This is a genomic window from Pseudomonas sp. PA15(2017), from assembly GCF_001945395.1.
Taxonomy (GTDB): domain Bacteria; phylum Pseudomonadota; class Gammaproteobacteria; order Pseudomonadales; family Pseudomonadaceae; genus Aquipseudomonas.
Window position 1 is genome coordinate 154,790 of record NZ_MSXV01000059.1, and the last position, 23,379, is coordinate 178,168.

The window sequence follows — 23,379 nt, forward strand, 5'->3', positions numbered from 1 at the left end:
TTGAATGCCGGTACCGCAACAGCGGGCAGTGACTACAACGGCACACTGAACAACCAGAGTTTCAGCAACGGCGTGACTTACAACGCCGCTAACGGAACAGTCACCGTACCAGCGGGTGTGACCAGCTTTACCGTCACGGTGCAGACCATCAATGACACGGTCTTCGAACCGACCGAAACCTTCACGCTGACCGTTGGCGGCAAGACCGGCACCGCCACGATCATCGACAACGACCCAGTGCCGACGGTCAGCACTGTCAGCTCCGCAGTCGATAACACAGGCGGCCAGGTCGACGAAGGTGACAATGCGGTCTTCACCGTCAACCTCACCAATGCCAGCAGCACGGCTACCACCTTCAGCCTCGCGCTGAATGCGGGCACCGCGACGGCAGGTAGCGACTACAACGGTACGCTGACCAACCAGAGCTTCAGCAACGGTGTGACCTTCAACGCTGCCAACGGAACCATTACCGTGCCGGCTGGCGTCACCAGCTTTACCGTCACCGTTCCTACACTCGACGACACCGTCTTCGAGCAAACCGAGAGTTTCAGCCTGACCGTCGGCGGCAAAACCGGTACTGCGACCATCATCGACAATGATCCGGTACCGACGGTCAGCACCGTAAGCTCCGCAGTCGACAGCACCGGTGGCCAGGTCGACGAAGGCGACAACGCCGTATTTACCGTCAACCTCACCAATGCCAGCAGCACGCCGACTACGTTCAGCCTCGCGCTGAATGCGGGTACTGCGACAGCAGGTAGTGACTACAACGGCACACTGACCAACCAGAGCTTCAGCAATGGCGTGACCTACAACGCCGCTAACGGAACAGTCACCGTACCAGCGGGTGTCACTAGCTTTACCGTCACGGTGCAGACCATCAATGACACGGTCTTCGAACCGACCGAAACCTTCAGCCTGACGGTAGGCGGGAAGACCGGCACTGCGACCATCATCGACAACGACCCGGTACCGACGGTCAGCACCGTAAGCTCCGCAGTCGATAACGCAGGCGGCCAGGTCGATGAAGGCGACAACGCCATCTTTACCGTCAACCTCACCAATGCCAGCAGCACGCCGACTACGTTCAGTCTCGCGTTGAACGCTGGTACAGCGGTCGCCGGTAGCGATTACAACGGCACGTTGACCAACCAGAGTTTCAGCAACGGTGTGACTTATAACGCCACCACTGGCCAGGTCACTGTACCGGCTGGCGTGAGCAGTTTCACGGTCACCGTACCGACCATCAACGATACCGTTCACGAGCAAACCGAAACCTTCACGCTCAACGTAGGCGGCAAGGTCGGCACTGCGACCATCATCGACAACGACCCGGTGCCGACGGTGAAAACCATCGACGTCGGCCAACCCGGCACGGCCGATGACAATGTGGTCGAAGGCAACAACCTGGTATTCAACGTCACCCTGAGCAATGCCAGCTCGATACCGACCGTGCTGTCCTTCAACGCCACCGGTACGGCAACCGCCAACGTGGACTACAAGCTGACCGCACAGAGCTTCAGCAACGGCGTGACCTACGATGCCACCACCGGAAAGATCACCGTACCTGCGGGCGTCACCAGCTTTTCGGTGACGGTCCAGACCCTCGCCGACAACGTGGTGGCCGAACCGTTAGAAACGGTGAAGCTGGATATCGGCGGCCAGAGCGCTACCGGCGGCATCATCGATGGCACGCCGGACGCGAAGGACGACAGCTACACCAAGGTCACCGGTTTGAAAGCCGAGTACTACGGCTATAACGACACCAGCACCGGCGCGGGTAATGACGGCGCCAACCTGACCAACCTGAGCCAGGTTCGCCAGTTCATCGACTCCCACAAAGCGGCGGCGACCTTTAACGCTACGACCCTGGATTACGGCAACCTCGGCAACGCTTCGGGCCTGGGCAATGGCACCAACCTGCAGACGTTCCTGGGCGTCAACACCACCACGGGCAATGGCGCCAAGGCAAACTCGCTGTCCACGGATCCGGGCAACACGTCCGACGCCATCATCAAGATGAGCGGCTACATCAACCTGGCCGCTGGCACTTATCAGCTCCGGGTAACCGCGGACGATGGCTACAGCATCCGTATCAACGGCCAGGTGGTCGCCGAGTTCAACAACATCCAGTCGAGCGCCACCGCCACCGGCAAGTCCTTCACCATCGGCGCAGCAAACGCCGGCCCTCAACAGATCGAGATCATCTACTGGGACCAGGGCGGCGACGCGCGTTTGAAAGTCGAACTGGGCCAAGGTGGCAACTTCAAGGTCGTCGACTCGGACGTGCTCTACCACGTGCCGGCCACCTCCAGCCTGGTGGTGGACGCGGGCGACAGCCTGACCATCGCCGGCAGTACCCTGCTTGGCAACGACACCGACCCCAATGGCGACGCGCTGTCCATCACCAGCGTGCAGAACGCCACCAATGGCACGGTCACGCTCAACAATGGCAACGTCGTCTTCACGCCAAAGTCAGGCTTCTACGGCGACGCCAGCTTCCAGTACACCATCAGCGACGGTAAGGGCGGCAGCGATACCGCGACCGTCACCCTGAAGGTGAATCAACCTGCAGATACCATCCGAATCGCGGGCGGGGGCGCTAACGACAATGGCGACAACACACTCAACGGCGGTGCGGGCAATGACGTGCTGCTCGGTGACGCGGGCGGCACCCTGACCACACTTCAGCCAGCGACCAACTACAACATCGCCCTGCTCGTCGATACCTCTGGCAGCATGCAGGGCAGTCGCATGACGCTCACCAAAGACGCGCTGTCGAACTTCGTGAAAACCCTGGCGGGCCATGATGGCATCGTCAACCTTACCTTGGTGGGTTTCGCTGGCAACGTGACGCTGAGTGCCAAGGTCGACGATCTGCAGAACGGTAGCAAACTCGATACCCTGCTGGCGAACATCCAGAAACTTACCGCCAACGGCGGCACCAACTATGAGGCCGCTTTCAAGGAGGCCTCGGCCTGGTTCGACACCCAAAGCGCTGCAGGAAAAACCAAGGCAGCCGGTTACGAGAACCTGACGTTCTTCCTGTCCGATGGCGATCCGACCTATTACTACAACGGTAATACCACCACGCTCAGTGGTGACGGATCGACCACCAATGATCAGGTGCTGCTCGGCTCGCTCGATACCTTCAACGTGCTTGCAGGCAAGAGCGTCGTACAAGCCATCGGCATCGGTTCGGGCATTAACCAGAAGAATCTCAGCCTGTTCGACAACTCCACTGACACTCCAGCATTCACCTATCTGGCTAACGGCTCGAGTGCCACGCTGGCCAACTTCAACAACGATACGACCGGCTGGAACAACTTGGGCAATTGGAACATCACCGGAACAGGGTTCTTGAATGGGTCGGCTGGTCGCAGCTCGGATGCCTTGGTGCTTCGTGACTTTGTAAATGGCTCGGCAGTCAATGCCACGAGCCCTACGATGACGATCACCGGCGACGCGTTCAGCAGTCTTGCTTTCGCTTACAAAACAACTGACACATCCAGCAGTGACTCACTGACCTGGAAGCTGCAGCAGCTGGTGGCGGGCGTCTGGACTGACGTACAGACCGGAGGGGGCACTACCGGTGGCAACTGGACGGCGGTAGAGACTACAGTGGTAGGGAGCGGTTCTTACCGACTGGCCTTCAACGTTGATGACAGGTCGCTCAACTTGGCCAGCGCCTCGATGTCGATAGACAACATCACCCGAGTGGATTACACGAAGGTGCCGGTCGGCAAAGTCGAAATCGTCAACTCAGCCAATGACCTCTCGGTCGCCCTGCACGCTGGCTCGAATGCCAACGTGCCGGTGGAAGTCGGCAACGATACGATTTTCGGTGGCGATGGCAACGACATCATCTTCGGCGATGTGATCAACACCGACGGACTGAAGTGGGGCGTGGACGGCAATCCAGCCCGACCTGCCGACCTGTACGACGGCTCGGGTGTGAAGGCGTTGGAAACCTTCTTGACTCTGAAGAACGGCATCGCCCCGACCAACGCCGACCTGTACGACTACATCCGCGCCAACCACGAAACCTTCAACGTGGCGGGCGACACCCGTGGTGGCTCCGATAAATTGTACGGTGGTGCCGGTGACGACATTCTCTATGGTCAGGGCGGCGACGACCTGCTGGTTGGCGGGCCGGGCGACGACATCCTGTTCGGCGGCGCGGGGGCCGATACCTTCGCCTGGCAGAAAGGCGACTTCGGCAAGGATGTGATCAAGGACTTCAACGTGGCCGAGGGCGACACCATCGATCTCAGCTCGCTGCTGCAGGATCACAGCAACAACCTGGACAGCTACCTGAAACTGGTAACCGACAACGGCAGCTCCACCCTGCTGATCAGCACCAAAGGAGAGTTCAACAACGCCGACGCCAGCACCCAACAGGTCGCGGCCAAGGCTGATGTACAGATCGATCTGGGCCAGGCCAGCCTGCCGAGCTATGACATCAACACCCTGATCGCCAACCACACGATCAAAGTCGACCCATGATAGGCCAATGCCCCGCCACACCTTCGTGGCGGGGCGTTGGGGTCTGTTGACGCGTCAGCGCGAGCCGCAGAGCCGTGCGCGAAACGTCAACAGACCCTATGCTGTAGCAGACAGGTTTATCGGAGAAGGCCGTGTTCTACATAAAACGTAACGCCGAAGGCGAGCTGCTGCGGGTGCAGCCCGAGCCGTTCGAGGGAATGAACGGTGAACTACTGGCCGATAGCGAAGAATCCCGGGCCTGGTTTTCCAACCAGAACGTGGAAAGCAGCCTGCTGCAGCTCAAGCAGAGCGACTTGGACATGATCCGCGTACTCGAAGACTTGATCGACTTGCTGATCAAGAAAGGCGTGGTACGTATCACCGATCTGCCGGAAGCGGCCCAGAGCAAGCTGATGGGCCGTAGCCGGGCGCGCGATGCCCTCGGCGGCATGAACCGCCTGATCAATGACGAAGAACGCGGCCTGATCTGATCAGGCCCAGGCGGCCGGCTCACTGAACAGGCGTCCCTGCACACCACTGACGCCCATCGCCCGCAATACTTCCCACTCCCCACGGGTTTCCACCCGCTCGGCGATCAACGGCAGGTCAATGCTGTTGGCCGCTCGCTGCATCGCCTCGATGAACAAGCGCTTGTCACTTTCCTGGTCGATGCCGCGGATGAAGCTGCCGTCCACTTTCAGGTAGGCCAGGCCGAGCTTGGCCAGGTTACCGATCATGCTGAAGCGTCCACCGAAATGCTGCAGGCCGAGTTCGACGCCCAGGCTGCGCAGTTTGCGGGTGATCGCCTCAAGCTCCACTGCGCCTGGCAACTGGCCTTCGTCCAGCTCCAGGATCAGGCGACCGCTGGCGGCTGGGTTGGCACGCAAGCGCTCGTAGATTTGTTGCAGAGCCTGAGGGTCACGTGCGGTGATGCCAGACAGGCTCAGTGCCACCTGCCCTTCATGATTGGCGAGTTGTGCCAGCAACGCATCGAGCATCAGCAGGTCCAGGCGAGCGGTCCAGCCGAAGCGCTCCAGCCATGGCAGGAACTGGCCGGCGGGAATGGTTGCGCCATGTTCGTCGAGCAGGCGCGCCAGCATCTTGTTGTGCAGCACCTGAGTCGGGTCGGCCGCATTGACCACCGGCTGCACGTACTGCAGGAAACTTCCTTGCTGCAGGGCGCTGTCCAGCAAGCGATGCCAGTCGTTACGCTCATTAGCGGCGCCTGCCTGCTGGTGATGTTCGACGAATGCCCAATGGTTGCGACTGTTGCTGACGGCCTCGGCCAGTGCCGCATCCAGCGCGCTGTAGAGCTCGCTGCTGCTCGCCCCCGGTGCGAAGGTAGTGATGCCGATATGGGCTACGGGCAGGCAATCGCTGGCACCGGTCTGCTGCAACGATAGCAACGCGCTGCTTAGCTGCTCGACCAGTTGCTCGGCGTCATGTCGGTCAACACCGGCAGCCAGCAAGGCGAATTCGCCGCCACGGTTGCGCGCCAGCAGAAAACGACCCTGGCTGACCTGCTGCATCTGCTCGGCCACCGCCTTGAGCAACTGGTCGGTGCGCTCTCCGCCGATACGCTGGTTGAGCCCTGTCAGGTCATTGACCCGCAGCAACATCAGCACACCGCTGCTGGCACGCTCTTCGCCGGTCAAGCGGGCCTGCAGGTTGAGGTCGAAGTAACGGCGATTGGCCAGGCCGGTCAGGCTGTCCTGGTAGGCTTCGGCATGCAGCTTCTCACTGCGCGAGGCTTCCTCGTCGAACAGCGTCTTGAGCTTCTCCACCATCTGATTCATGGCGTTGACCACCCGGCGAAACTCCGGCGTGCGCGGCAGCTTAGGTGCACTGAGAAACTCCCGGCGAGCGATGGCGTTGGATTGCTCGACCATGTACTCCAAGGGCCGCAATTGGCGTTTGAGCAGCAGCACGCCCAAGACGATGCACACGAAGCTGATCAGCGCCAGCCACAGGAAGGTGGCGTAGGCACTGCGCCACAGCTTGGCAATGGCGAAATACGGATGGCTGACCACCTCGACACGGGCGGCCTGACTCCAACCATCACTGACGATGGCATCGCCCTGGGCCGGCCCCAGGTCCACCAGGTTGGCGAACCACTGCGGCGCGCCACGGCCCAGGCTCGGACCGGCGCGCTCGACCAGCACCTTGTCGTCCGGGCCGATCACGCGAATGCTCTCGAAATAGCCGCTGTCGAAGATCGAGCTGACCATCAGTTCCAGCATCGCCGGATCGTCCAGGTGCGAGCCAAGCGACAGGCCCAGCGCCGTCGCGGCGTCCTGCGCGTGGGAGCGCAACTGGTTGACCTGCTGCTCGCGCGAGCTCTCCACATTGACCACGATGCTGCCGGCGAAACTCACCAGCATCAGCACGCAGATGGCGACACACAACTGCTTGAACAGTGACATGCACAACTCCTCGCGACGCCTTAAGGAAACCCTTCGGCGTGCATCTTCTTCAACAAATCCTGCCAGCGCGAAAGGCGCTTGCTGTCTCCCACCTGCTTGCCGCCCGCCGGCCCGGGCACCCACAGCCCTTCGGCGTTGAAGGCGTACACGGGCACCAGATCCCGGCGTTCGGTCGCCGGCTCGATGGCATCGATCAGGTTGTCCAGTACCAGCGGTACCGAGGTGGGGGTCGGGTAATAGGTCAGCACCATGTGCGCCTGATTCAGGCGCACCGCCTTGACGTAAGTGATGCGCAGCTTCTCGCTCGGCACGCCCAACTCACGCAGGCTGAAGTACTTGGCAATGGCGTAGTCTTCGCAATCGGCGGCGCCACGCATCAGCGCTTCGACGGGCGTCGCCCAGTAGTCGGCAACGCCCCAGATTTCCTGGTCGTCACGAAAGCGCAACTGCAGGTTGAAAAACCGGTTGACGGCCTTGAGCTTGTCGGCCTCGGGAGCGTTGCGCTGCTCGTCGAGCAGGCGCTGCCAGGCATCGATACGCGGCTTGCCGGCGCCCAGCGGGCCGTAAAGTTGCTCGGCGCGCGCGGCGATGCGCTGAAAGTCCCACTGCGCATGCAGGCCGCCAGCCACCAGAGACAGGGCGAGCAGCCACGCCACCAGCACGGGCCAGCGATAACGAAGTGAGAGAACGCCAGATCCGCCGATTGGCACGACAATGCTTCCAGACGAGCAACGCCGTCATGGTGCGGCGCGTGCACGTAAAAAACAATTGCTAGATGCCACTACAGGCGACGAACGTACCGATGCGCCCAAACGTGCGCATCGGTACCCATGATCATCGGTCGCGCGTCGGGAATCCCTGGATACGCTGAGGTGCCCCGCGCTGCTGCCATTGCGGCGATGAATAGCGCGGGCGTTGTTGTTGCTGATAGTGATGACGCTGCCCTTCCCACCCCGGCCGTGGCGCCGGGCGGTAGTCGCGGCGATTGCGGTCGTGCCGGCCGTGATAGCGCTGATCGTAGCCCGGCGGGTTGTAATGGCGCGGCGGTGGCGGCGGTGCGTAATAGCCGCGCGGCGGCGGCGAATAATGGCCGGCCGGCGGGTAGCGCCGGTCGTAGCGACGATCCTCATAGACGAACACGCGCGGTGCACCATATACCTCGGTACGCTCCACGTAGGCGCCTGGATGGTACTGGCGTTCGTAGTTACGGTTGCCATAACGGCTGTCATCGTAAACGGCGCAACCGCTCAGCGAGAAACCCAACAGCGCGACGAGCATGGATTTGCGGATCATGGGCGGCCTCCTTCGACCGCGAATCATGCACCGGCGGCTGCCGGTGCCGGGGGATGCCCCTAGCGCATCAGACAATCCTGGAAGCGGCGAATCCGCTCCATTCGTCGCACAGTGGCGACACAAATGATTGCGACGTGCCAATCCGCGCGAGCCATCAGGCTTCGCGCCGCTTGGCTTGCGCCCGCGCCGCAGCCCACCTAGCATGGCGGCCATCCATACAGAAGCCAGCACGATGCCATCACCGTCCGCCAAAGCTGCCAGCCCGCGCTCGCTGGTCTTCATTCTGCTGGTTCTGCTCGCCTGCGGTTTCATCGCCACCTCGCTGGTCAGCTATCTCGCAGCGCTGGATTCGATTCGCGACAACATCGTCAACACCGAACTGCCGCTGACCTCGGACAACGTCTATTCGGAGATCCAGAAGGATCTGGTGCGGCCCATCCTCATCTCCTCGATGATGTCCCGCGATACCTTCGTGCGGGACTGGGTGCTCGGCGGCGAGCAGGACCTGGAGCCGATGATCCGCTACCTGCAGGAGGTGCAAAGCCACTATGGCGCGGTTACCAGCTTCTTCGTCTCCGAGCAAAGCAAGACCTACTACCAGGCCAAGGGCGTGCTGAAGAAGGTCGACGAGCAGGCCAACCGCGACGTCTGGTATTACCGCCTGCGCGATCAGGAGGAGCCCTACGAGATCAATGTCGACATCGACATGGCCAACGGCGATCGCATGACGGTGTTCATCAACTACAAGGTGTTCGACTACGAGCACCGCTTCATCGGCGCCACCGGCGTCGGTCTCACCGTGGACGCCGTGGTGCAGTTGATCGACCAGTACCAGCGGCGCTACGACCGCAGCGTGTACTTCGTCGACACCACCGGGCGTATCGTGCTCACCGGCGCCAGCGGCGGCCCCATGGGCGCACGCATCGGCGAACAGTTGAGCGACGTCGAGGGCCTCGAAGAGCTGCACAGCAAGCTGCCCCAGCCCAAGAGCGGCAACTTCTTCTATCAGGAACATGGCCGCGGCCATTTCCTCAACGTGCGCTTCATTCCCGAGCTGGACTGGTACCTGTTCGTCGACAAGCACGAAACAGGCGCCCTGGCCGGCATTCGCCAGTCGCTTTACCTCAACCTGCTGATTTGCGGCGTGGTCACCCTGGTGGTGCTCACCCTGGTGACCCTGGTGCTGCGCCGCTACCAGGCGCGCATCACCGCCCTGGCGACCACCGACTCGCTGACCGAACTGCCCAACCGCCGCGGCTTCGAGCTGTTGGCCAACTAGGCCATCCAGGAAGCACGGCGCGGCCAGAGCACCCTGTGCGCCCTGCTCTTCGACCTCGATGGTTTCAAGCAGCTCAACGACAGCCACGGCCACCTGGCCGGCGATGCAGTGCTGCGTGGCTTCGCCCGCCATCTGCAAGAGAACCTGCGCCAGTCGGACATCATCTGCCGTTGGGGCGGCGAAGAGTTCATCCTGCTGCTCAAGGACACCCCGCTCGACGCGGCCCGCCAGCTCGGTGAGAAGATCCGCCAGCAGACCGAGACCAGCGTCTTCAGCTTCGCCGAGCAAACGCTGCACACCTCCACCAGCATCGGACTGGCCACCCTGCTGGAAGGTGACGACCTGCAGGCCTTGATCGCCCGCGCCGACCGCGCCCTGTACCGGGCCAAACAGGCCGGGCGCAACCGCCTGTGCGAAGAAAGCCAATGAACACCAACCTATGCCCCGCCTGCGGCAAACTCAATAGCTGCGCCCAGGCCACCAGTGACAGCGAGGTCACGCACTGCTGGTGCTTCGAGGTCGAGGTCAAACCGCAAGCGTTGCAGGATCTGCCGCCCGAGGCGCTGAACCGCGCCTGCCTGTGCCCAGCCTGCGCAGGCGTCGTACAAATCGTTGCCTCTCGCGAGCACGAACGCGAGCCCGACTGAACCATGCGCCTGGATCGTTTCCTCAGTAATTTCCCCCGTTTCAGCCGCCAGGACAGCCGCCTGCTGATCAGCGCTGGTCGCCTGCGCGTGGACGGCGAGGTCATCTCTGATCCGCGCTTCGATATCCGCGACTTCCAGCGTGTGGAGCTGGACGACGAACTGCTGCAGGCCGGGCGCAGCGCACGCTACTGGATGCTGCACAAACCGGTCGGCGTGGTCAGCGCCACCGAGCACAACGAACACCGCACCGTGCTCGATCTGCTGGACGAGCCGGACAAGCACGAGCTGCACCTGGCCGGTCGCCTGGATTTCAACACCAGCGGCCTGTTGCTGATCACCAATGACGGGCGCTGGTCGCGGCGCATCACTCAACCGCAAGAGCGCAAGCCCAAGGTCTATCACGTCACCACCGAACAGCCGATCACCGGCGAGTACGCCGAGGTCTTCGCCCGCGGCCTGTACTTCGCCTTCGAAGATCTCACCACCCTGCCCGCCGGGCTTGAAGTGCTGAACAGCCACCACGCCCGGCTCACCCTGTTCGAAGGCCGCTACCATCAGGTCAAGCGTATGTTCGGCCACTTCCGCAACCGCGTCGTCGCCCTGCACCGCGAGCGCATGGGCGAGATCGTCCTCGACCCACAACTGGCGCCCGGCCAGTACCGCGCACTCACCGCCGCGGAAATCGCCAGCGTCTGAAGCGCCGCCGACCAGCGGTCATGCGGAATCCTTTCAGCTTCCTTGCCAGCCGTTTTGGCCGCTGCTTAACTCGAAAAAGATGTCGCCATGCCGCTCGATAGCGCCAGGCGGTATCGGGGTCGCCAGCGCGCGGCCCGCGTTACCCGCACAAGGGGCTCCTGCCTGGTGAGAAGAACGCGCTCAAGCCGTTCCATTACAGCCCTGAAACCTGCTTCACCCCTCCAATCACAAGATCCTCCAGCCTGACATTGCTTTGTCATGTCCAGGCGTTTTCCTAGCTATCCGACTTGCCCGGTTTACGGTTCGCCGTCAGCCGCATTCATCTTTTGCGCCAGGAGGAAAATACATATGAAGCCAGCAATCGCTGTCATCGATGTGCACAGGACGTACAAGGTACACACGGAGTTTCACGCCAACCCCTCGGCCCAGAAGACCATCATTCTGGTCAACGGCTCGCTGGCGACCACCGCTTCCTTCGCGCAAACGGTCAAATACCTCGCCACCCGGTTCAACGTGGTGCTCTTCGACCAGCCCTACGCCGGCCAGTCGCGGGCGCACAACCGCAACGCCCACTGCATCAGCAAGGAAGACGAAGCGGCGATCCTGCTCGATCTGATCGACCACTACGGGGCCCAGTACGTGATGTCGTTTTCCTGGGGTGGCGTGGCCACCATGCTCGCCCTCACCAGGCGCCCGCCTACGCTGGAAAAAGCCATCTTCGCCTCGTTCTCGCCGATCCTCAACGAACCGATGCTTGACTACCTGGGCCGCGCCCTGGTGTGCCTGAGCCAGGAAGACGGCGACAAGGTCGGCCACCTGATCAACGACACCATCGGCAAGCACCTGCCCTCGCTGTTCAAGCGCTACAACCACAAACACACCAGCCGCCTGACCGCCCACGAATACCGGCAGATGAACGCCCACGTGCAACAGGTACTGCGCATGGAAGCCCACTGCCACCTGGATTGCCTGAGCGATATCGACATCCCGCTGCTGTTCATCAACGGCGAGCACGACGAATACACCTCGGCCGCCGATGCCCGCCTGATGGCCCAGCACATCAACGACTGCCACTTCGCCATGGTCAGCAACGCCGGCCACTTCATCGACATGGAACACAAAGGCGCCTGGCTGCAGACCCAGAACGCCCTGCTGGGCTTCCTGCAGCACAACACCACGGGCAAACGCTTCACCGTCCACCCCGGCCTGCATGCCATGGCCGTATGACGCGCAACAGAGCAGACCGCGTTGCCCTGGCAGATGGCCAATGGGCAACGCGGGCTTCATTTTGTGGATGGATTCGGGTATAAAGGCGCCCTCAAGCGGGCTTCGTATAATGGCATTACCTGAGCTTCCCAAGCTCATGACGAGGGTTCGATTCCCTTAGCCCGCTCCACTATTTCCGGGGCCCTCAGCGATACCGCTATATCGCTGGGGGCCGTAACGGGGGCCGTATCCCTGTTTACCGATCCGGGTTTATGTGTCCGCGCGAGCCAGTGCTACCGCTTGCGTGTGAATTCTGATGGACGCCTGAGCACGAGCCGCCCCCTATAGCGATTCTTCAATTTTCTATTGAGGGCTGGGGAAAAGGTAATTTAGGTAATTTTTTTCTGAGACAGCCTTAAATCCCTTTCATATCAATGGGTTAAAGCTGATTCTTAAAAGTAATAATTTGGTAATTTTAGGTAACTTTATTACCTCTTGAAGATCTGATATTCATAGAAAAATAATTCCATATAAATCAGTCACTTACAGAAAAATTACCTTTGCAATTACCCAAAATTACCTTCCTAGGTAATCGCTACAGCCCAGCATTTATCAGGCCTCCAGAGCTTTCCGAGGGGGCGATTACCAAAATTACCCTTTTTGAAAACCGCTCCTGAGATCAGCGTCAGAGCAGGCGGTAAAGACCCCTTCCGCGCAGGGATTCGCAGGGTTTTCCGAATTCCAAAAATGGAAATGTGCCCAGGGCCTGCCTTGCGCCGGGTACCCTGAGGGGCTGCAGGAATTCCGACACGTTTAGCGGCCAGGTGTGGTGGGGGGACGACTGCGCGCGCCGGGTGCTGCCGCCCCTGGTCGGCCTCCCCCCGGCCCCGTCCGATCGCCCTGCCGCCTGCCTGGCCCGTGACCACCTCAGCACCGCCGCCCAGGCACAAAAAAACCGCCCGAAGGCGGTTCACGTGTTGGCGTATTTGAATGCTGTCAGTTGGTACCGGCAGCCGTCGCCGGCAGCTGGAACTCATTGAAGCGCACCACTTCTTCCCCCAGCCACTCGTTCACTTGCGTCAGCCTGGTCTGGATCGGCTCCAGTTCGTTCATGGCCCACACCTGGGCGGCGTCCCGGATCGAGCCGAAGCCGCCAGCGTTCTGCGGCACGATGCCCATCAACTGCGGCGGAATGCGCAGCGAGGCCAGCAGATCGTCCCGACTGATGTTCTTGATAGCGGCGAAGTCATCCTTGGCCGACACCTCGCTGATCGGAATCAGCTGGATGCCCTCCTTCTTCCCACCAGGTGCGTACATGAACAGGTTGCGGAAGTTGCCCGGCCCCTTGCTGTCCTTCATGGCCTGGCGCAGGTCGGTGACGAACGACTCATCCTGCACCGCATCCGTCATGTACAGGATGAAGCCCGCGTGCGAGCCGTTCTGGTAATACTTGCGCCGGAACAGCGTGGCCGACTCGTTCAGCAGCGCGCTCTGCAGGGCCGCCAGCCACTCGGGCAGGCCGTAGATTTCCTGGTTGATGTCCGCCTCCCGCACGTGGCACACCGCACCACGCCGGAACTCGTGCTCATCCTTCCAGCCGCGTACCTGGTAATACTGATCCAGGTCGGTACCGCGCCGCATGTACTTGGCCAGCACCGGCCGCAGGCCCAGGGTGCTGCGCAGCATGTTGTCGTGTTTCTCCAGGTAGGCATTGCCGAAGGTGCCCCAGTCGGTAGCGAACTGCTCGAACGCCTGGCGGCTCAACAGCCGATGCGGCTTGAACGTGCGTACCAGCATGTTGCGACGGAAATTCAGGCCCGACTGCAGGTAGACGCTCGCCCGCGTCGAGCGGGCCAAGCCATCCAGCGACATCGGCGGCTCATACCAGCGCCCATTGGCCCAGCACTCCAGATAATCCAGCAATTCCCGACCATCCAGCACCGGCACCGGGTCACCGAAGCTGAACGCCTCAGCCCGGGCACCCTGCCCACTCACTTGCAGGGCCTGTGCCCCATTCTCTGCGCTCATCAGCTGAACTCCATGATGGCCGTGTTACTGGTGGTCTGCCCTTCCAGCGGCTCATTAATCAATGCGTGGAACAGTGCCCACGCCAGGTCGGCATGGCCGGTCGCATCGCTGCGCCCGGCCGTGTAGGTGAATTGGCGCCCACTGGGCGTCATGGTCTTGCGGATGGCCATCAGTGCCTGGGCAACGTCCGTCCAGCCGGCGTCGAACTCGAAGCGCCCTTTACGGATAACGTCCCAAGCCTTCATCACCAGGCGGGTTTTCACCTCCGGGCTGTAGCTGAACGTGCGCAGGCCTGGGAAGAACTGCTTCACAAGCTGCGCCACGCCGGCGCCCATGCCCGTGGTGTCGATGCCGATATAGGTCACCCAGTAGCGCTGGGTGATCTGCTGAATGGTTCGTGCCTGAGCCTCGAAATCCATGCCGCGGAATTGATGCTTCTCGACCAGCCGGAACTTGCCGCCCGGCACCAGCGGCGGCGCCACCAACACCAGGCCGGCCGTGTCACCCGACTCGGCCGGGTCGTACCCCACCCACACCTGGCGCTCGCCCAGGGGGCGTGGCGCGAAAGGCTTGTAGTCCTCCCACACCTCCCAGCTGTCGACCATGCATGGCTGCAGCATCGTCAGCGGGAAGATGCTGTCGCCGTCGTTGACGAACTGGCACATCAGCAGGTTTTCGAAGGCCTGGGCGTCGTATTCGAGGCGCAGCTCGTCGAGGTCGAACAGATCGCAGCCGCGTGCCTCGGCGTCCAGGATGGTCACGATCTGCCGCCAGATGCCGTCCTCGCAGCGGCGCCCCTGTTGCAGGGCCTCGTGGCTCACATCGATGTTCAGGTGCTGCGCCGTGGGCTTGCCCTTGTTGTGCCGCTCGCCCGTCCAGTACACATAGGCCGGGTGCGCCATGCTCGAAGGTGTCGAGAAATAGGTCTTGCGCCAGTGCTTGTGCAGCGCCATGCCCGACGCCACTTTGTTGATTTCCTCGAACCCGTGCACCCAGAAGAATTCGTCGAAGTAGAAGTTGCCCGAGCGCCCCTGGGCGGTGCGGAAGTTGGTACCGAGGAAATGCAGCTCGGCGTTGTTCCAAAGCACGATGGGGTCGCCCGTCAGCTTCACCCCCAGCACCTCGTTCATGAACGACTGCATGTAGTTCTTGAACTGATGCGCCTGTGCCTTGCTGGCCGACAGGAAAATCTGGTTGCGCCCGGTGGTGATCGCGTCGATCAACGCTTCCCGCGCGAAGTAGTATGTAGCCCCGATCTGCCGCGATTTCAGCAGCATCCGTGTGCGCTGGTTGCCAGCCCGGTACCAGTCCAGCTGGTAGTCGAAGCATCCATCCGTGAACGCCTCGACCAGCGTCTCGATCTGTTCTTCGCTCAGCTCATTGCGAACGGCCTGCTTTTTCGGCCCCTCGTTACGCTTGGCCAGATTCGGATTCAGCTCGGTTTCAGTCCCGCCCGCCTGGAAGCGCTGGATTCGCGCCTGCCGCTCTAGCTGCCGGTGCAGCAGATCGATTTCCTTGAAGTCGCCGCCCGTCTTCCCCTCTTTCAGGATCAGCTGCACCAGGCGCGCTTCCAGCGCCCCGCCGATCCGCTCGACGTTATCGGCCCTGTCCCACTCATCGCGGGTTTTCCAGGAATGAACGGTGCGCTCTTTCTCGCCCAGGTAATCGGCAATATCGGTGACGCGCCAACCCGTCCAGTACAGGAATTTTGCCTGGCGGCGGGAGTCGGTAGTCGGCGTGTAGGGGGCGGTCGTAGTCATGGCGCCGATGCTGCCGCCCGCGCGCGTAAGCCCCTACCGGCGGGCGTTGTAGCGCCGCGCCCTACAACCTCACGTCATTGCCGCCGCCTCGCCCACTGCCGACCATGCCCTCAACGCGAAACCCGCCAACAGCGAACCGCACCGAGGATTCCCACGCATGTCCGCCACCGCCAAGAAACTCCGCTCCAAATGGACCCGCATTGCCACCGAAGGGGCCACCACCGATGGCCGCAAGATCGAGCGCAAGTGGATTGAACAGATGGCTGTCCAGTACAGCCCCAGCACCTACGGCGCCCGCATCAATTGCGAGCACATCAAGTCGTATTTCCCCGGAAGTGAGTTTGGCGCCTACGGCGACGTGGTCGCCCTCAAGGCCGAAGAAGTCGAGCTGAATGGCGAGAAAAGGCTCGGCCTGTTCGCCCAGCTGCAACCCAACGACGCCCTGATCGCCCTCAACAAGAAGGGCCAGAAAATCTACACCTCCATCGAGGTGCAGCCCGAATTCGCCGACACCGGCAAGGCCTACCTGGTCGGCCTGGCCGTCACCGACACCCCCGCCAGCCTGGGCACCGAGGCCCTGAGCTTCAGCGCCCAGCACGGCACCCTGGCCAACCGCAAACAGGCCGAGGGCAACCTGTTCACGGCGGCGGCGGAAACGGCCCTCGAGTTCGAAGAAGTGATCGATACCCCCAGCATGTTCGCCGCCTTGAAAACCAAGGTCACCGAGTTGCTGGGCAAGAGCAAGGAAAAGGAAGGCACGGACGCCGCCAATTTCGCCGCCCTCGGCACCCTGATCGAGGACCTGGCCACCCACGGCGCCGAGCAAGCCGCAGCCTTCGCCGCAGTGAAATCGGCGCAAGAAAAGCTCCAGGGCGACCACGCCAAGCTCGCCTCCGACTTCGCCGACCTGCTCAAGAAGCTGGGCGGCACCCTGGACCATTCCCAGAAACCGCGCCCCCCGGTCACCGGTGGTGATGGCGCCACCCTCACCGACTGCTAATCCCCACGGACAAGCCACACCCACGGAACACCGGAGAACCCAATGCGCAACGATACTCGCCAACACTTCGACGCCTACCTCAACCAGCTGGCCAAGCTGAGCGGCGTCAGCGACCCAACCAAGACTTTCGCCGTCGACCCCACCGTCCAGCAGCGTCTGGAAACCCGCATGCAGGAATCCAGCGAGTTCCTCGGCCGTATCGGCATGATCGGCGTCGACGAACTCAAAGGCGAGAAAGTCGGCTTGGGCGTCAGCAGCACCATCGCCGGGCGTACCGACACCACCGGCGACGGCGTGCGCGTACCGCGTGACGTTTCCGACCTGAGCAAGGACGGCTACGAGTGCCGCCACACCGACTTCGACACCGCTGTGCGCTATGCGCAGCTGGACGCCTGGGCCAAGTTCCCCGACTTCCAGGCCCGCCTGCGCGACGCCATCCTCAAGCGCCAGGCGCTGGACCGAATCATGATCGGCTTCAACGGCACTAGCGCTGCTGCCACCACCAACCGCGCCACCAACCCGCTGCTGCAGGATGTCAACATCGGCTGGCTGCAGAAGTACCGCAACCAAGCCCCGCAGCGCGTTCTCAAGAGCGGAAAGGCCGGAAACAAGGTCGTCATCGGCAACGGTGCTACCGCCGACTACAACAACCTGGACGCCCTGGTGTTCGACGCCGTGGCCAACCTCATCGACCCCTGGCACCGCAAGGACACCGGCCTGGTCGTCATCCTCGGCAGCAACCTGGTGCACGACAAATACTTCCCGCTGATCAACAAGGAACAGGCGGCCTCCGAGAAGCTGGCCACCGACATGATCATTTCTCAGAAGCGCATGGGCGGTAAGCAACCGGTCGAAGTACCGCACGTGCCGGACGGCGCGATGCTCATCACCAGCCTGGAGAACCTGGCCATCTACTGGCAGATCAGCGGGCGCCGCCGCCACGTCCAGGAAAACCCGAGCAAGAACCGCATCGAGAACTTCGAGTCCAGCAACGACGATTACGTCGTCGAGGATTACGGCCTCGGCTGCCTCATCGAAAACATCGAACTGCTGGAGGCCTGATCGCCATGGCACTGAGCCCTGCCAAGCGTCACTTCCAGCAGGCCACAGCTGCCATCGAGGCAGCTGCGGTGCAGGGCACCGCCCTGACCATGGAAGGCGCCACCGCCTACGAACTGGTGCAAGCCCAGCTCCACCAGCACAAACAGCAGCTCAAGAAGATACAGAGCCAGGAAGGCAAGGCCGACACCAAGCGCAAGCTCCTGCCGGACTACGCGCCATACGTCGACGGCGTACTGAGCGCCGGCAAGGGCGCCCAGGACGACGTACTCACCACCATCATGCTGTGGCGCATCGACGTGGGCGACTACGCCGGCGCCCTGGACATCGCCGAATACGCGCTGCCCTACGGCCTCAAGATGCCCGACAAGTTCGAGCGCTCCCTCGGCTGCGTCGTAGCCGAGGAAATCGCCAACGTCGCCATCAAGCTGCAGAAAGCCAGCGGCTCGTTCGACCTGGCCCTGCTGCTGCGCACCGAAGCCGCCACCGCCAACGAGGACATGCCCGACGAAGCCCGTGCCAAGCTGCACCTGGCCATCGGCAAGGCCGCCTCCGCCCTGGTAGCGGACGACGCCGAATCGGTCGACGCCCTGCCGCTGTTGCTCATGGCCAAGCAGGATCTGGCCCGCGCCATCGAGCTGCACACCAACTGCGGCGGCAAAAAGGATCTGGAGCGCGTCGAACGCCTCCTGAAGAAACACGCCGGCATCACCGGCTAACCGAGCGTCCCCACGCGCCCGGCGGCTCGGGGCGGATCAGACAGGGTTTCTCCTTCCCTGCCCTGTGAAGCCCCGACCACCGCCGACTCGAGGTAACCCATGAGCGCATTCGTAGCGGGCAGCGTTGCAGCGCCGTTCCAGCACCTCATCACCAACGACGGCTTCTGGCCGGACATCGACATCGCCGACCTGCGCGACGCCCAGCGCATCAACAGCAACGTCACCGATGCCCGCCTCGAAACCGCCGTGGTCAACGCCATGGTCACCGCCAACCGTGAGCTGGTGGCGCGCAAGCTGCGCTACCAGGCCCAGGGGCACACCAGCCTGGAAGCCGTGCCCGCCGACCAGATCGGCGAGCGCAGCATCCTCGCCATCCTCTACCAGCGCGCCATCTACAGCGCCACCAGCGCCGAACTTGCCGAGCGCTACCGCAGCTTCGACGCCACCAACAGCGGCGCCGCCAAGGCCGAGGAAGAAACCCCCACCATCGACGACTACCGCCGCGACAGCCGCTTCGCCCTCCGCGACCTGCTCGGCGTCAGCCGCACCACCGTGGAGCTGCTGTGATGGCCACCCTGCGCGCCCACCAGAACGAAACCCTCGACGCCCTCTGCTGGCGGCACTACGGCCGCACCGCCGGCGTCGTCGAGGCCGTGCTACAGGCCAATCCTGGCCTCGCCGACATCGGCCCCTACCTGCCGCAGGGCCACAGCGTGACCCTGCCGGAAACCGCGCCGCAGCCTGAACAGCAAGCGGTGAACCTATGGGACTGACCACCACCACAGGGCAAAGGAACCATGAAAATGCCTGACCGACCGGAAACCTGGGCCTTCCTCATGGCCTGGCTCGAAAGCCACCACCCGCTGGTCTATGCCGCCGTGCTCTCCGCGGCCCTGGCCGCGGCCCGCCTCATCTACAGCGGCGGCAGCCTGCGCCGTGCCCTGGGCGAAGGCTTCATCTGCGGGCTGATCACCCTGGCGGCCAGCAACGGCCTGTCGCTGATCGGCATTCCGCTCGAAGCCGCGCCCTTCTTCGGCGGCGTCATCGGCCTGCTGGGCGCCGACTCCATCCGCGCCCTACTGCAACGCTTCGCACAACGCAAGGTTGATACCCCATGACCCAGCCCACCACCCTGCGCCACGGCGACCGTGGCCAAGCCGTCAGGCACCTGCAGGCCGCCCTCAGCGCGCGCGGCTTTACCCTGTACCCGGACGGCGACTTCGGCGACGCGACCGAGAAGGCCGTGCGCGCCTTCCAACTCAAGGCGGGCCTCGTGGTCGACGGCGCGGCCGGCCCCAAGACCCAGGCCGCGCTGGCCGGCGCCGACTGCTCCCGCCTGCTGTCCAACGCTGCCATGGTCGCTGCCGCCCAGCGCCTGGGCGTCGACCTGGCCACCGTCTACGCCGTCAACGAGGTGGAGTCCGCCGGCGCCGGCTTCCTGGCTAACGGCAAGCCCGCCATCCTGTTCGAGCGCCACATCATGTATCGCCAGCTCAGCACCCCGCGCAGCGCCGCGGACGACGCTGGCCTACTCAAGGCCCGTGCGGACCGGCTCGCCACCGAGTTCCCCAACCTGGTCAACCGCCGCCCGGGCGGCTACGCCGGCGGCGCAGCCGAGCACCAGCGCCTGGCCCAGGCCCGCCAGCTCGACGACACCGCCGCGCTCGAGTCCGCCAGTTGGGGCGCCTTCCAGATCATGGGGTTTCATGCCAGCGCCCTCGGCTATGCCAGTGTGCAGGCGTTCGCAGCGGCCATGGCCCAGGATGAGAACCAGCAGTTCAACGCCTTCGTCTCCTTTATCGAAGCCGATCGGGCGTTGCACAAGGCCCTCAAGGCACGCAAGTGGGCCGACTTCGCCAAGCGCTACAACGGCCCCAACTACGCCCGCAACCTGTACGACGTGAAGCTGCAGCGCGCCTACGAGCGCCACGCCGGCTGTGGCTGCGGCCAGCAGGTCGCAGCGTGACGACCCTGCGCCAAGCCGCCTATGGCCTCGCCCTGCTCGCCGCCATCGCCCTGCTCATCTGGGGCAGCTACCAGCAGAGCCAGGCCGCCCAAGCCCAGCAGGCCCTGGCCACCGAGCGAATCACCACGCTCGAGCAACGCAACGCTCGCCAGGCCCTGCAGATCGTCGCCATGGGCGCCGACATCGCCACCCAGCGCCAGACCCAGCAGCAGTTGCAGAACACCCGCGCCGACCTGCAGCAGGCCAACGCCACGCACCAGGTGCAGAAAAAGGAGACCGTCCGCAATGACCCACCTGCTCAGAACTGGGCTGCTCAGCCTCTGCCTGCTCTCACTCGCCGCCTGCACCAGCGCCCCGCCATCACCGGAGCCGCGGGTTACCGTGCATTCCTGTCCGGTCGTGACGCGCTGTCAGCTGCCGGCGGCGGCGCCAGTCGATAACGGCGGGCTCAGCGACGACCACGACGCCTTGCTCGCCGCCTGGGCCGACTGCGCCGCCCAGATCGATGCCGTGTTCGAGCACAACCAGCAGAGGCCCGCCCCGTGAAAAAACCCAACAGCCTGCGCGCCCACCTGCTCGCCAGCATCCCCGCGCTGCGCCAGAACCCCGACCGGCTGCTGGTCTTCGTCGACAACGGCCATATCCGCGCCACCAGCGCGCCGGGCCTGTCCTTCACCTACGACTACCAGCTCAACGTCATCCTCACCGACTTCCCGGGCTCGCCCGACGCCGTCAGCGTGCCGCTGTTGGCCTGGCTGCTGGTCAACCAGGCCGACCTGCTCACCAACCTGGAAAAGGGCAAGGACGCCATCGGCTTCGATGTCGACGTCCTCGACGCCGGCAGCGTCGACCTATCCCTCACCCTGCCCCTGAGCGAGCGCATCATCGTCAAACGCCAGAGCAACGGCACCCTGCACATCGAGCACCCGGACGAACCGCCACTTACGCCGCACCTGCCGCAAGCCACTGTGCAACTGATCGGCGACGGCCAGGTGCTGGCCGAATTCGCCAGCGGCGAGCCGGTGGGCGTGGACATCGAAACCCCGCACCCGATGCCTCGCCGTGGCCGATAACCTCAACGCCCTGGAAGACTGGGCCGGCGCCCTGCTGGCCAAGCTCGGCCCCACCGAGCGCCGCCAGCTCACCCAGCGTGTGGCACGCAACCTGCGCCGCAGCCAGCAGCAGCGCATCGCCACCCAGCGCAACCCGGACGGCACCGCCTACGCCCCGCGCAAGTCTCGCAAGCAGTTGCGCGGCAAGCGCGGCCGCATCCGCCGCACCATGTTCGCCAAGCTGCGCACCGCCAAGCTGCTCAAGCTGCAGAGCAACGCCGACAGGGTATCCATCGCTTTCCTCGGACGTGCCGCTCGCATCGCCCGTGTGCACCAGCAAGGGCTGAACGACCGCCCCGGCCGCGGCCAGGCTGACGTGCGCTACGAGCGCCGAGAACTACTGGGCTTCACTCCGGCCGAGCTGGACGCCATCCGCGATCAGTTGCTCGAACACCTCACCGGCTGAGGTACAAGGTGCAGTATCACTGCACCGTTGACGCTCCCAGGCATCAGCGCTATCGTTCGCCCGTCGCTGCAAAATCAGCGACACGAGATTGGCGTCTCGTAACCACAAGGCGGACACAACCGCCCTAGAGCGGTTTTTTTGTGTCCGAAGCATGGCAAGCCTGTTATGGGCGGGCCGTGTATGGGTGCCTTCGGGCACGCCGGTTACTTGTGGCCGGTACGCCAACCTACACGGTTCCGCTCACCCAAATTGGCGTTTGGGCAGCGGATTAAGCACCGCACACAAGGTACCCTCACCATGCTCAAGCACATCCTCGCCCGCCTGATTCTCACCGCCGACGAACGCACCCTGCTGACCAACCTGCGCAAGCTCGACAAGGGTGAACAGCAGTTCTTCCAGCGTGCTATAGAAGCCATGGCCCATCGCACCGCCTGACAGGGAGTCACCTTATGAGCGCAGTCCAGCAACTGATCTCCGTACCGTTTTACGAAGACACCGTCGTTCTGCTAGGCCAAGATGATCACCCATACGTGGCGATGAAATCGGTTGTTAGCAACATGGGGCTGGACTGGAAAAGCCAGCATGTGAAGTTAAAAGCCAATTCTGACCGCTGGGGTATGGTGGAAATCACCACACCTTCCGTAGGTGGGCCACAGATATCTTCCTGCTTGCCCCTACGCAAACTCGCTTCGTGGTTGATGACCATCAGCCCCAACAAGGTAAAGCCTGAACTACGCGACAAGATCGTTCGGTACCAAAACGAATGCGACGACGCTCTCTGGGACTACTGGATCAAAGGCAGCGCCACCCGTCCCGGCGCCCAGCCCGTCAACCAGCGTATCGCCATGTCCCGACATCGCTTGGCGCTGGGCAAGGAGCTGTTGCGCACCCGTGATGCCGGCATGCGTCAGATGATCCATCAGCAGCTAGACGAAGTGTCCCGCGCCATGGGTCTCCCCACCCCGGCCATCGACAGCCTCGGCTACGCCGCCCCAGCCGTGCCGGACGTGCTCGCCGAATTTTGGGCCGCCCTGGCGGTGCTTGAGCAAAAGGGCGTGGCCTACAACCACGCCAGCAACGCTAATGTGCTGGCCATCAACCTGCCAGAAATCTCCCGCCTGCTGATCGAGCATGGCCAGCCCCTGCGCGTGGACAACACCCTGAAACAGGCGCTTTGGCAAAGCCCGGCGCCCCGCTGCTTACGCAAGAACCACCCGGTTACCAGCCAGCACACCGGCAAAAGCGTTCGCTGTTGGGTTTTCGAGCAGCCCACAACGTAGCGCCACGTTGTAGCGGCCCC

General features: G+C 63.0%; 23 protein-coding genes, 1 tRNA gene and 1 pseudogene. 19 read left to right on the plus strand and 6 right to left on the minus strand.

Annotated features, from left to right (window positions below; translation table 11 throughout):
• Positions 1 to 4,506 (plus strand): S-layer family protein (locus BVH03_RS24830; protein ID WP_218189572.1); only part of this gene is annotated, 4,506 nt, incomplete at its 5' end.
• Positions 4,507 to 4,637: 131 nt separating this feature from the next.
• Complete coding sequence (locus BVH03_RS24835) at positions 4,638 to 4,976, plus strand: tryptophan synthase subunit beta (protein ID WP_075963683.1); 339 nt, start codon at positions 4,638 to 4,640, stop codon at positions 4,974 to 4,976.
• On the opposite strand, the gene lapD is transcribed toward BVH03_RS24835, so the two are convergent.
• From lapD to BVH03_RS24850, 3 genes are all read right to left on the minus strand, one after another.
• Positions 4,977 to 6,908: a cyclic di-GMP receptor LapD gene (gene lapD / locus BVH03_RS24840; RefSeq protein WP_075963684.1), complete on the minus strand. Its 1,932-nt coding sequence runs from the start codon at positions 6,906 to 6,908 to the stop codon at positions 4,977 to 4,979.
• A 20-nt stretch (positions 6,909 to 6,928) separates the two neighbouring features.
• Positions 6,929 to 7,570: a cysteine protease LapG gene (gene lapG, locus BVH03_RS24845; protein ID WP_075963685.1), complete on the minus strand. Its 642-nt coding sequence runs from the start codon at positions 7,568 to 7,570 to the stop codon at positions 6,929 to 6,931.
• Between the two features lie 172 nt (positions 7,571 to 7,742).
• Positions 7,743 to 8,201 (minus strand): hypothetical protein, encoded by a 459-nt coding sequence (locus BVH03_RS24850; protein WP_075963686.1) that lies wholly within the window; start codon positions 8,199 to 8,201, stop codon positions 7,743 to 7,745.
• A gap of 232 nt (positions 8,202 to 8,433) precedes the next feature.
• Between BVH03_RS24850 and BVH03_RS24855 the strand changes: the two are divergent.
• The 5 genes and pseudogenes from BVH03_RS24855 (at position 8,434) to BVH03_RS24875 (ending at position 12,219) form a co-directional block, all read left to right on the plus strand.
• Positions 8,434 to 9,909: pseudogene (locus BVH03_RS24855) on the plus strand (diguanylate cyclase domain-containing protein).
• On the plus strand, positions 9,906 to 10,127 hold the full coding sequence (locus BVH03_RS24860; protein WP_075963687.1) for a cysteine-rich CWC family protein: 222 nt from the start codon (positions 9,906 to 9,908) through the stop codon (positions 10,125 to 10,127). Before BVH03_RS24855 ends, BVH03_RS24860 begins: the two are co-directional and overlap by 4 nt.
• A 3-nt stretch (positions 10,128 to 10,130) precedes the next feature.
• On the plus strand, positions 10,131 to 10,823 hold the full coding sequence (locus BVH03_RS24865) for a pseudouridine synthase (protein WP_075963688.1): 693 nt from the start codon (positions 10,131 to 10,133) through the stop codon (positions 10,821 to 10,823).
• A gap of 348 nt (positions 10,824 to 11,171) precedes the next feature.
• On the plus strand, positions 11,172 to 12,050 hold the full coding sequence (locus BVH03_RS24870) for an alpha/beta fold hydrolase (protein WP_075963689.1): 879 nt from the start codon (positions 11,172 to 11,174) through the stop codon (positions 12,048 to 12,050).
• Positions 12,051 to 12,145: 95 nt separating this feature from the next.
• Positions 12,146 to 12,219: transfer RNA gene (locus BVH03_RS24875), tRNA-Gly, on the plus strand.
• Positions 12,220 to 13,025: 806 nt separating this feature from the next.
• Here BVH03_RS24875 and BVH03_RS24880 read toward each other — a convergent pair.
• Positions 13,026 to 14,057, minus strand: a complete 1,032-nt coding sequence (locus BVH03_RS24880) for a phage portal protein (protein ID WP_075963690.1) — start codon at positions 14,055 to 14,057, stop codon at positions 13,026 to 13,028.
• Positions 14,057 to 15,817 carry a terminase ATPase subunit family protein gene (locus BVH03_RS24885; protein ID WP_075963691.1) on the minus strand — a complete coding sequence of 587 codons (1,761 nt, stop codon included), beginning with the start codon at positions 15,815 to 15,817 and terminating at the stop codon, positions 14,057 to 14,059. The genes BVH03_RS24880 and BVH03_RS24885 overlap by 1 nt, the downstream gene beginning before the upstream one ends.
• A gap of 157 nt (positions 15,818 to 15,974) precedes the next feature.
• Here BVH03_RS24885 and BVH03_RS24890 point away from each other — a divergent pair, with 157 nt between their 5' ends.
• The 7 genes from BVH03_RS24890 (at position 15,975) to BVH03_RS24920 (ending at position 20,561) form a co-directional block, all read left to right on the plus strand.
• Entirely contained in the window at positions 15,975 to 16,817 is an 843-nt protein-coding gene (locus BVH03_RS24890) for a GPO family capsid scaffolding protein (protein WP_075963692.1), read from the plus strand.
• Positions 16,818 to 16,859: 42 nt separating this feature from the next.
• On the plus strand, positions 16,860 to 17,879 hold the full coding sequence (locus tag BVH03_RS24895; RefSeq protein WP_075963693.1) for a phage major capsid protein, P2 family: 1,020 nt from the start codon (positions 16,860 to 16,862) through the stop codon (positions 17,877 to 17,879).
• Positions 17,880 to 17,884: 5 nt separating this feature from the next.
• Positions 17,885 to 18,595, plus strand: coding sequence for a phage terminase small subunit (gpM, locus tag BVH03_RS24900; RefSeq protein ID WP_075963694.1), 711 nt, complete (start codon positions 17,885 to 17,887; stop codon positions 18,593 to 18,595).
• Between the two features lie 99 nt (positions 18,596 to 18,694).
• Positions 18,695 to 19,162 (plus strand): head completion/stabilization protein, encoded by a 468-nt coding sequence (locus BVH03_RS24905; protein WP_075963695.1) that lies wholly within the window; start codon positions 18,695 to 18,697, stop codon positions 19,160 to 19,162.
• Positions 19,162 to 19,368 carry a tail protein X gene (locus BVH03_RS24910; RefSeq protein WP_075963696.1) on the plus strand — a complete coding sequence of 69 codons (207 nt, stop codon included), beginning with the start codon at positions 19,162 to 19,164 and terminating at the stop codon, positions 19,366 to 19,368. The genes BVH03_RS24905 and BVH03_RS24910 overlap by 1 nt, the downstream gene beginning before the upstream one ends.
• Positions 19,369 to 19,398: 30 nt before the next feature.
• Entirely contained in the window at positions 19,399 to 19,713 is a 315-nt protein-coding gene (locus BVH03_RS24915; RefSeq protein WP_075963697.1) for a phage holin, lambda family, read from the plus strand.
• Positions 19,710 to 20,561 (plus strand): N-acetylmuramidase family protein, encoded by an 852-nt coding sequence (locus BVH03_RS24920; RefSeq protein ID WP_075963698.1) that lies wholly within the window; start codon positions 19,710 to 19,712, stop codon positions 20,559 to 20,561. The genes BVH03_RS24915 and BVH03_RS24920 overlap by 4 nt, the downstream gene beginning before the upstream one ends.
• Here the strand turns inward: BVH03_RS24920 and BVH03_RS26690 are convergent.
• Complete coding sequence (locus BVH03_RS26690; protein WP_075963699.1) at positions 20,513 to 20,818, minus strand: hypothetical protein; 306 nt, start codon at positions 20,816 to 20,818, stop codon at positions 20,513 to 20,515. The genes BVH03_RS24920 and BVH03_RS26690 overlap by 49 nt on opposite strands.
• Before the next feature lie 28 nt (positions 20,819 to 20,846).
• Here BVH03_RS26690 and lysC point away from each other — a divergent pair, with 28 nt between their 5' ends.
• The 5 genes from lysC to BVH03_RS24945 all read left to right on the plus strand — a co-directional run bounded on the left by lysC (position 20,847) and on the right by BVH03_RS24945 (position 23,359).
• The gene (gene lysC, locus BVH03_RS26695; RefSeq protein ID WP_075963700.1) at positions 20,847 to 21,107 is read left to right on the plus strand and encodes an Rz1-like lysis system protein LysC; all 261 of its coding nucleotides are present in this window, start codon (positions 20,847 to 20,849) and stop codon (positions 21,105 to 21,107) included.
• Positions 21,104 to 21,634, plus strand: a complete 531-nt coding sequence (locus BVH03_RS24935) for a phage tail protein (protein ID WP_075963701.1) — start codon at positions 21,104 to 21,106, stop codon at positions 21,632 to 21,634. Before lysC ends, BVH03_RS24935 begins: the two co-directional genes overlap by 4 nt.
• On the plus strand, positions 21,624 to 22,079 hold the full coding sequence (locus BVH03_RS24940) for a phage virion morphogenesis protein (RefSeq protein ID WP_075963702.1): 456 nt from the start codon (positions 21,624 to 21,626) through the stop codon (positions 22,077 to 22,079). Before BVH03_RS24935 ends, BVH03_RS24940 begins: the two co-directional genes overlap by 11 nt.
• 297 nt (positions 22,080 to 22,376) lie before the next feature.
• Complete coding sequence (locus BVH03_RS26545) at positions 22,377 to 22,514, plus strand: hypothetical protein (RefSeq protein ID WP_168175674.1); 138 nt, start codon at positions 22,377 to 22,379, stop codon at positions 22,512 to 22,514.
• A 14-nt stretch (positions 22,515 to 22,528) separates the two neighbouring features.
• A complete protein-coding gene (locus BVH03_RS24945; RefSeq protein ID WP_075963703.1) occupies positions 22,529 to 23,359 on the plus strand; it encodes a phage antirepressor N-terminal domain-containing protein in 831 nt (276 codons plus the stop codon).
• The last annotated feature ends 20 nt before the right edge of the window (positions 23,360 to 23,379 follow it).

Excerpts from the sequence above, each read along its gene's own strand:
- lapD (WP_075963684.1), bottom strand. The coding sequence starts at position 6,908 with ATGTCACTGTTCAAGCAGTTGTGTGTCGCCATCTGCGTGCTGATGCTG.
- BVH03_RS24850 (WP_075963686.1), bottom strand. The coding sequence starts at position 8,201 with ATGATCCGCAAATCCATGCTCGTCGCGCTGTTGGGTTTCTCGCTGAGC.
- BVH03_RS24860 (WP_075963687.1), top strand. The coding sequence starts at position 9,906 with ATGAACACCAACCTATGCCCCGCCTGCGGCAAACTCAATAGCTGCGCC.
- BVH03_RS24865 (WP_075963688.1), top strand. The coding sequence starts at position 10,131 with ATGCGCCTGGATCGTTTCCTCAGTAATTTCCCCCGTTTCAGCCGCCAG.
- BVH03_RS24870 (WP_075963689.1), top strand. The coding sequence starts at position 11,172 with ATGAAGCCAGCAATCGCTGTCATCGATGTGCACAGGACGTACAAGGTA.
- BVH03_RS24880 (WP_075963690.1), bottom strand. The coding sequence starts at position 14,057 with ATGAGCGCAGAGAATGGGGCACAGGCCCTGCAAGTGAGTGGGCAGGGT.
- BVH03_RS24885 (WP_075963691.1), bottom strand. The coding sequence starts at position 15,817 with ATGACTACGACCGCCCCCTACACGCCGACTACCGACTCCCGCCGCCAG.
- BVH03_RS24890 (WP_075963692.1), top strand. The coding sequence starts at position 15,975 with ATGTCCGCCACCGCCAAGAAACTCCGCTCCAAATGGACCCGCATTGCC.
- BVH03_RS24895 (WP_075963693.1), top strand. The coding sequence starts at position 16,860 with ATGCGCAACGATACTCGCCAACACTTCGACGCCTACCTCAACCAGCTG.
- gpM (WP_075963694.1), top strand. The coding sequence starts at position 17,885 with ATGGCACTGAGCCCTGCCAAGCGTCACTTCCAGCAGGCCACAGCTGCC.
- BVH03_RS24905 (WP_075963695.1), top strand. The coding sequence starts at position 18,695 with ATGAGCGCATTCGTAGCGGGCAGCGTTGCAGCGCCGTTCCAGCACCTC.
- BVH03_RS24910 (WP_075963696.1), top strand. The coding sequence starts at position 19,162 with ATGGCCACCCTGCGCGCCCACCAGAACGAAACCCTCGACGCCCTCTGC.
- BVH03_RS24915 (WP_075963697.1), top strand. The coding sequence starts at position 19,399 with ATGCCTGACCGACCGGAAACCTGGGCCTTCCTCATGGCCTGGCTCGAA.
- BVH03_RS24920 (WP_075963698.1), top strand. The coding sequence starts at position 19,710 with ATGACCCAGCCCACCACCCTGCGCCACGGCGACCGTGGCCAAGCCGTC.
- lysC (WP_075963700.1), top strand. The coding sequence starts at position 20,847 with ATGACCCACCTGCTCAGAACTGGGCTGCTCAGCCTCTGCCTGCTCTCA.
- BVH03_RS26545 (WP_168175674.1), top strand. The coding sequence starts at position 22,377 with ATGCTCAAGCACATCCTCGCCCGCCTGATTCTCACCGCCGACGAACGC.
- BVH03_RS24945 (WP_075963703.1), top strand. The coding sequence starts at position 22,529 with ATGAGCGCAGTCCAGCAACTGATCTCCGTACCGTTTTACGAAGACACC.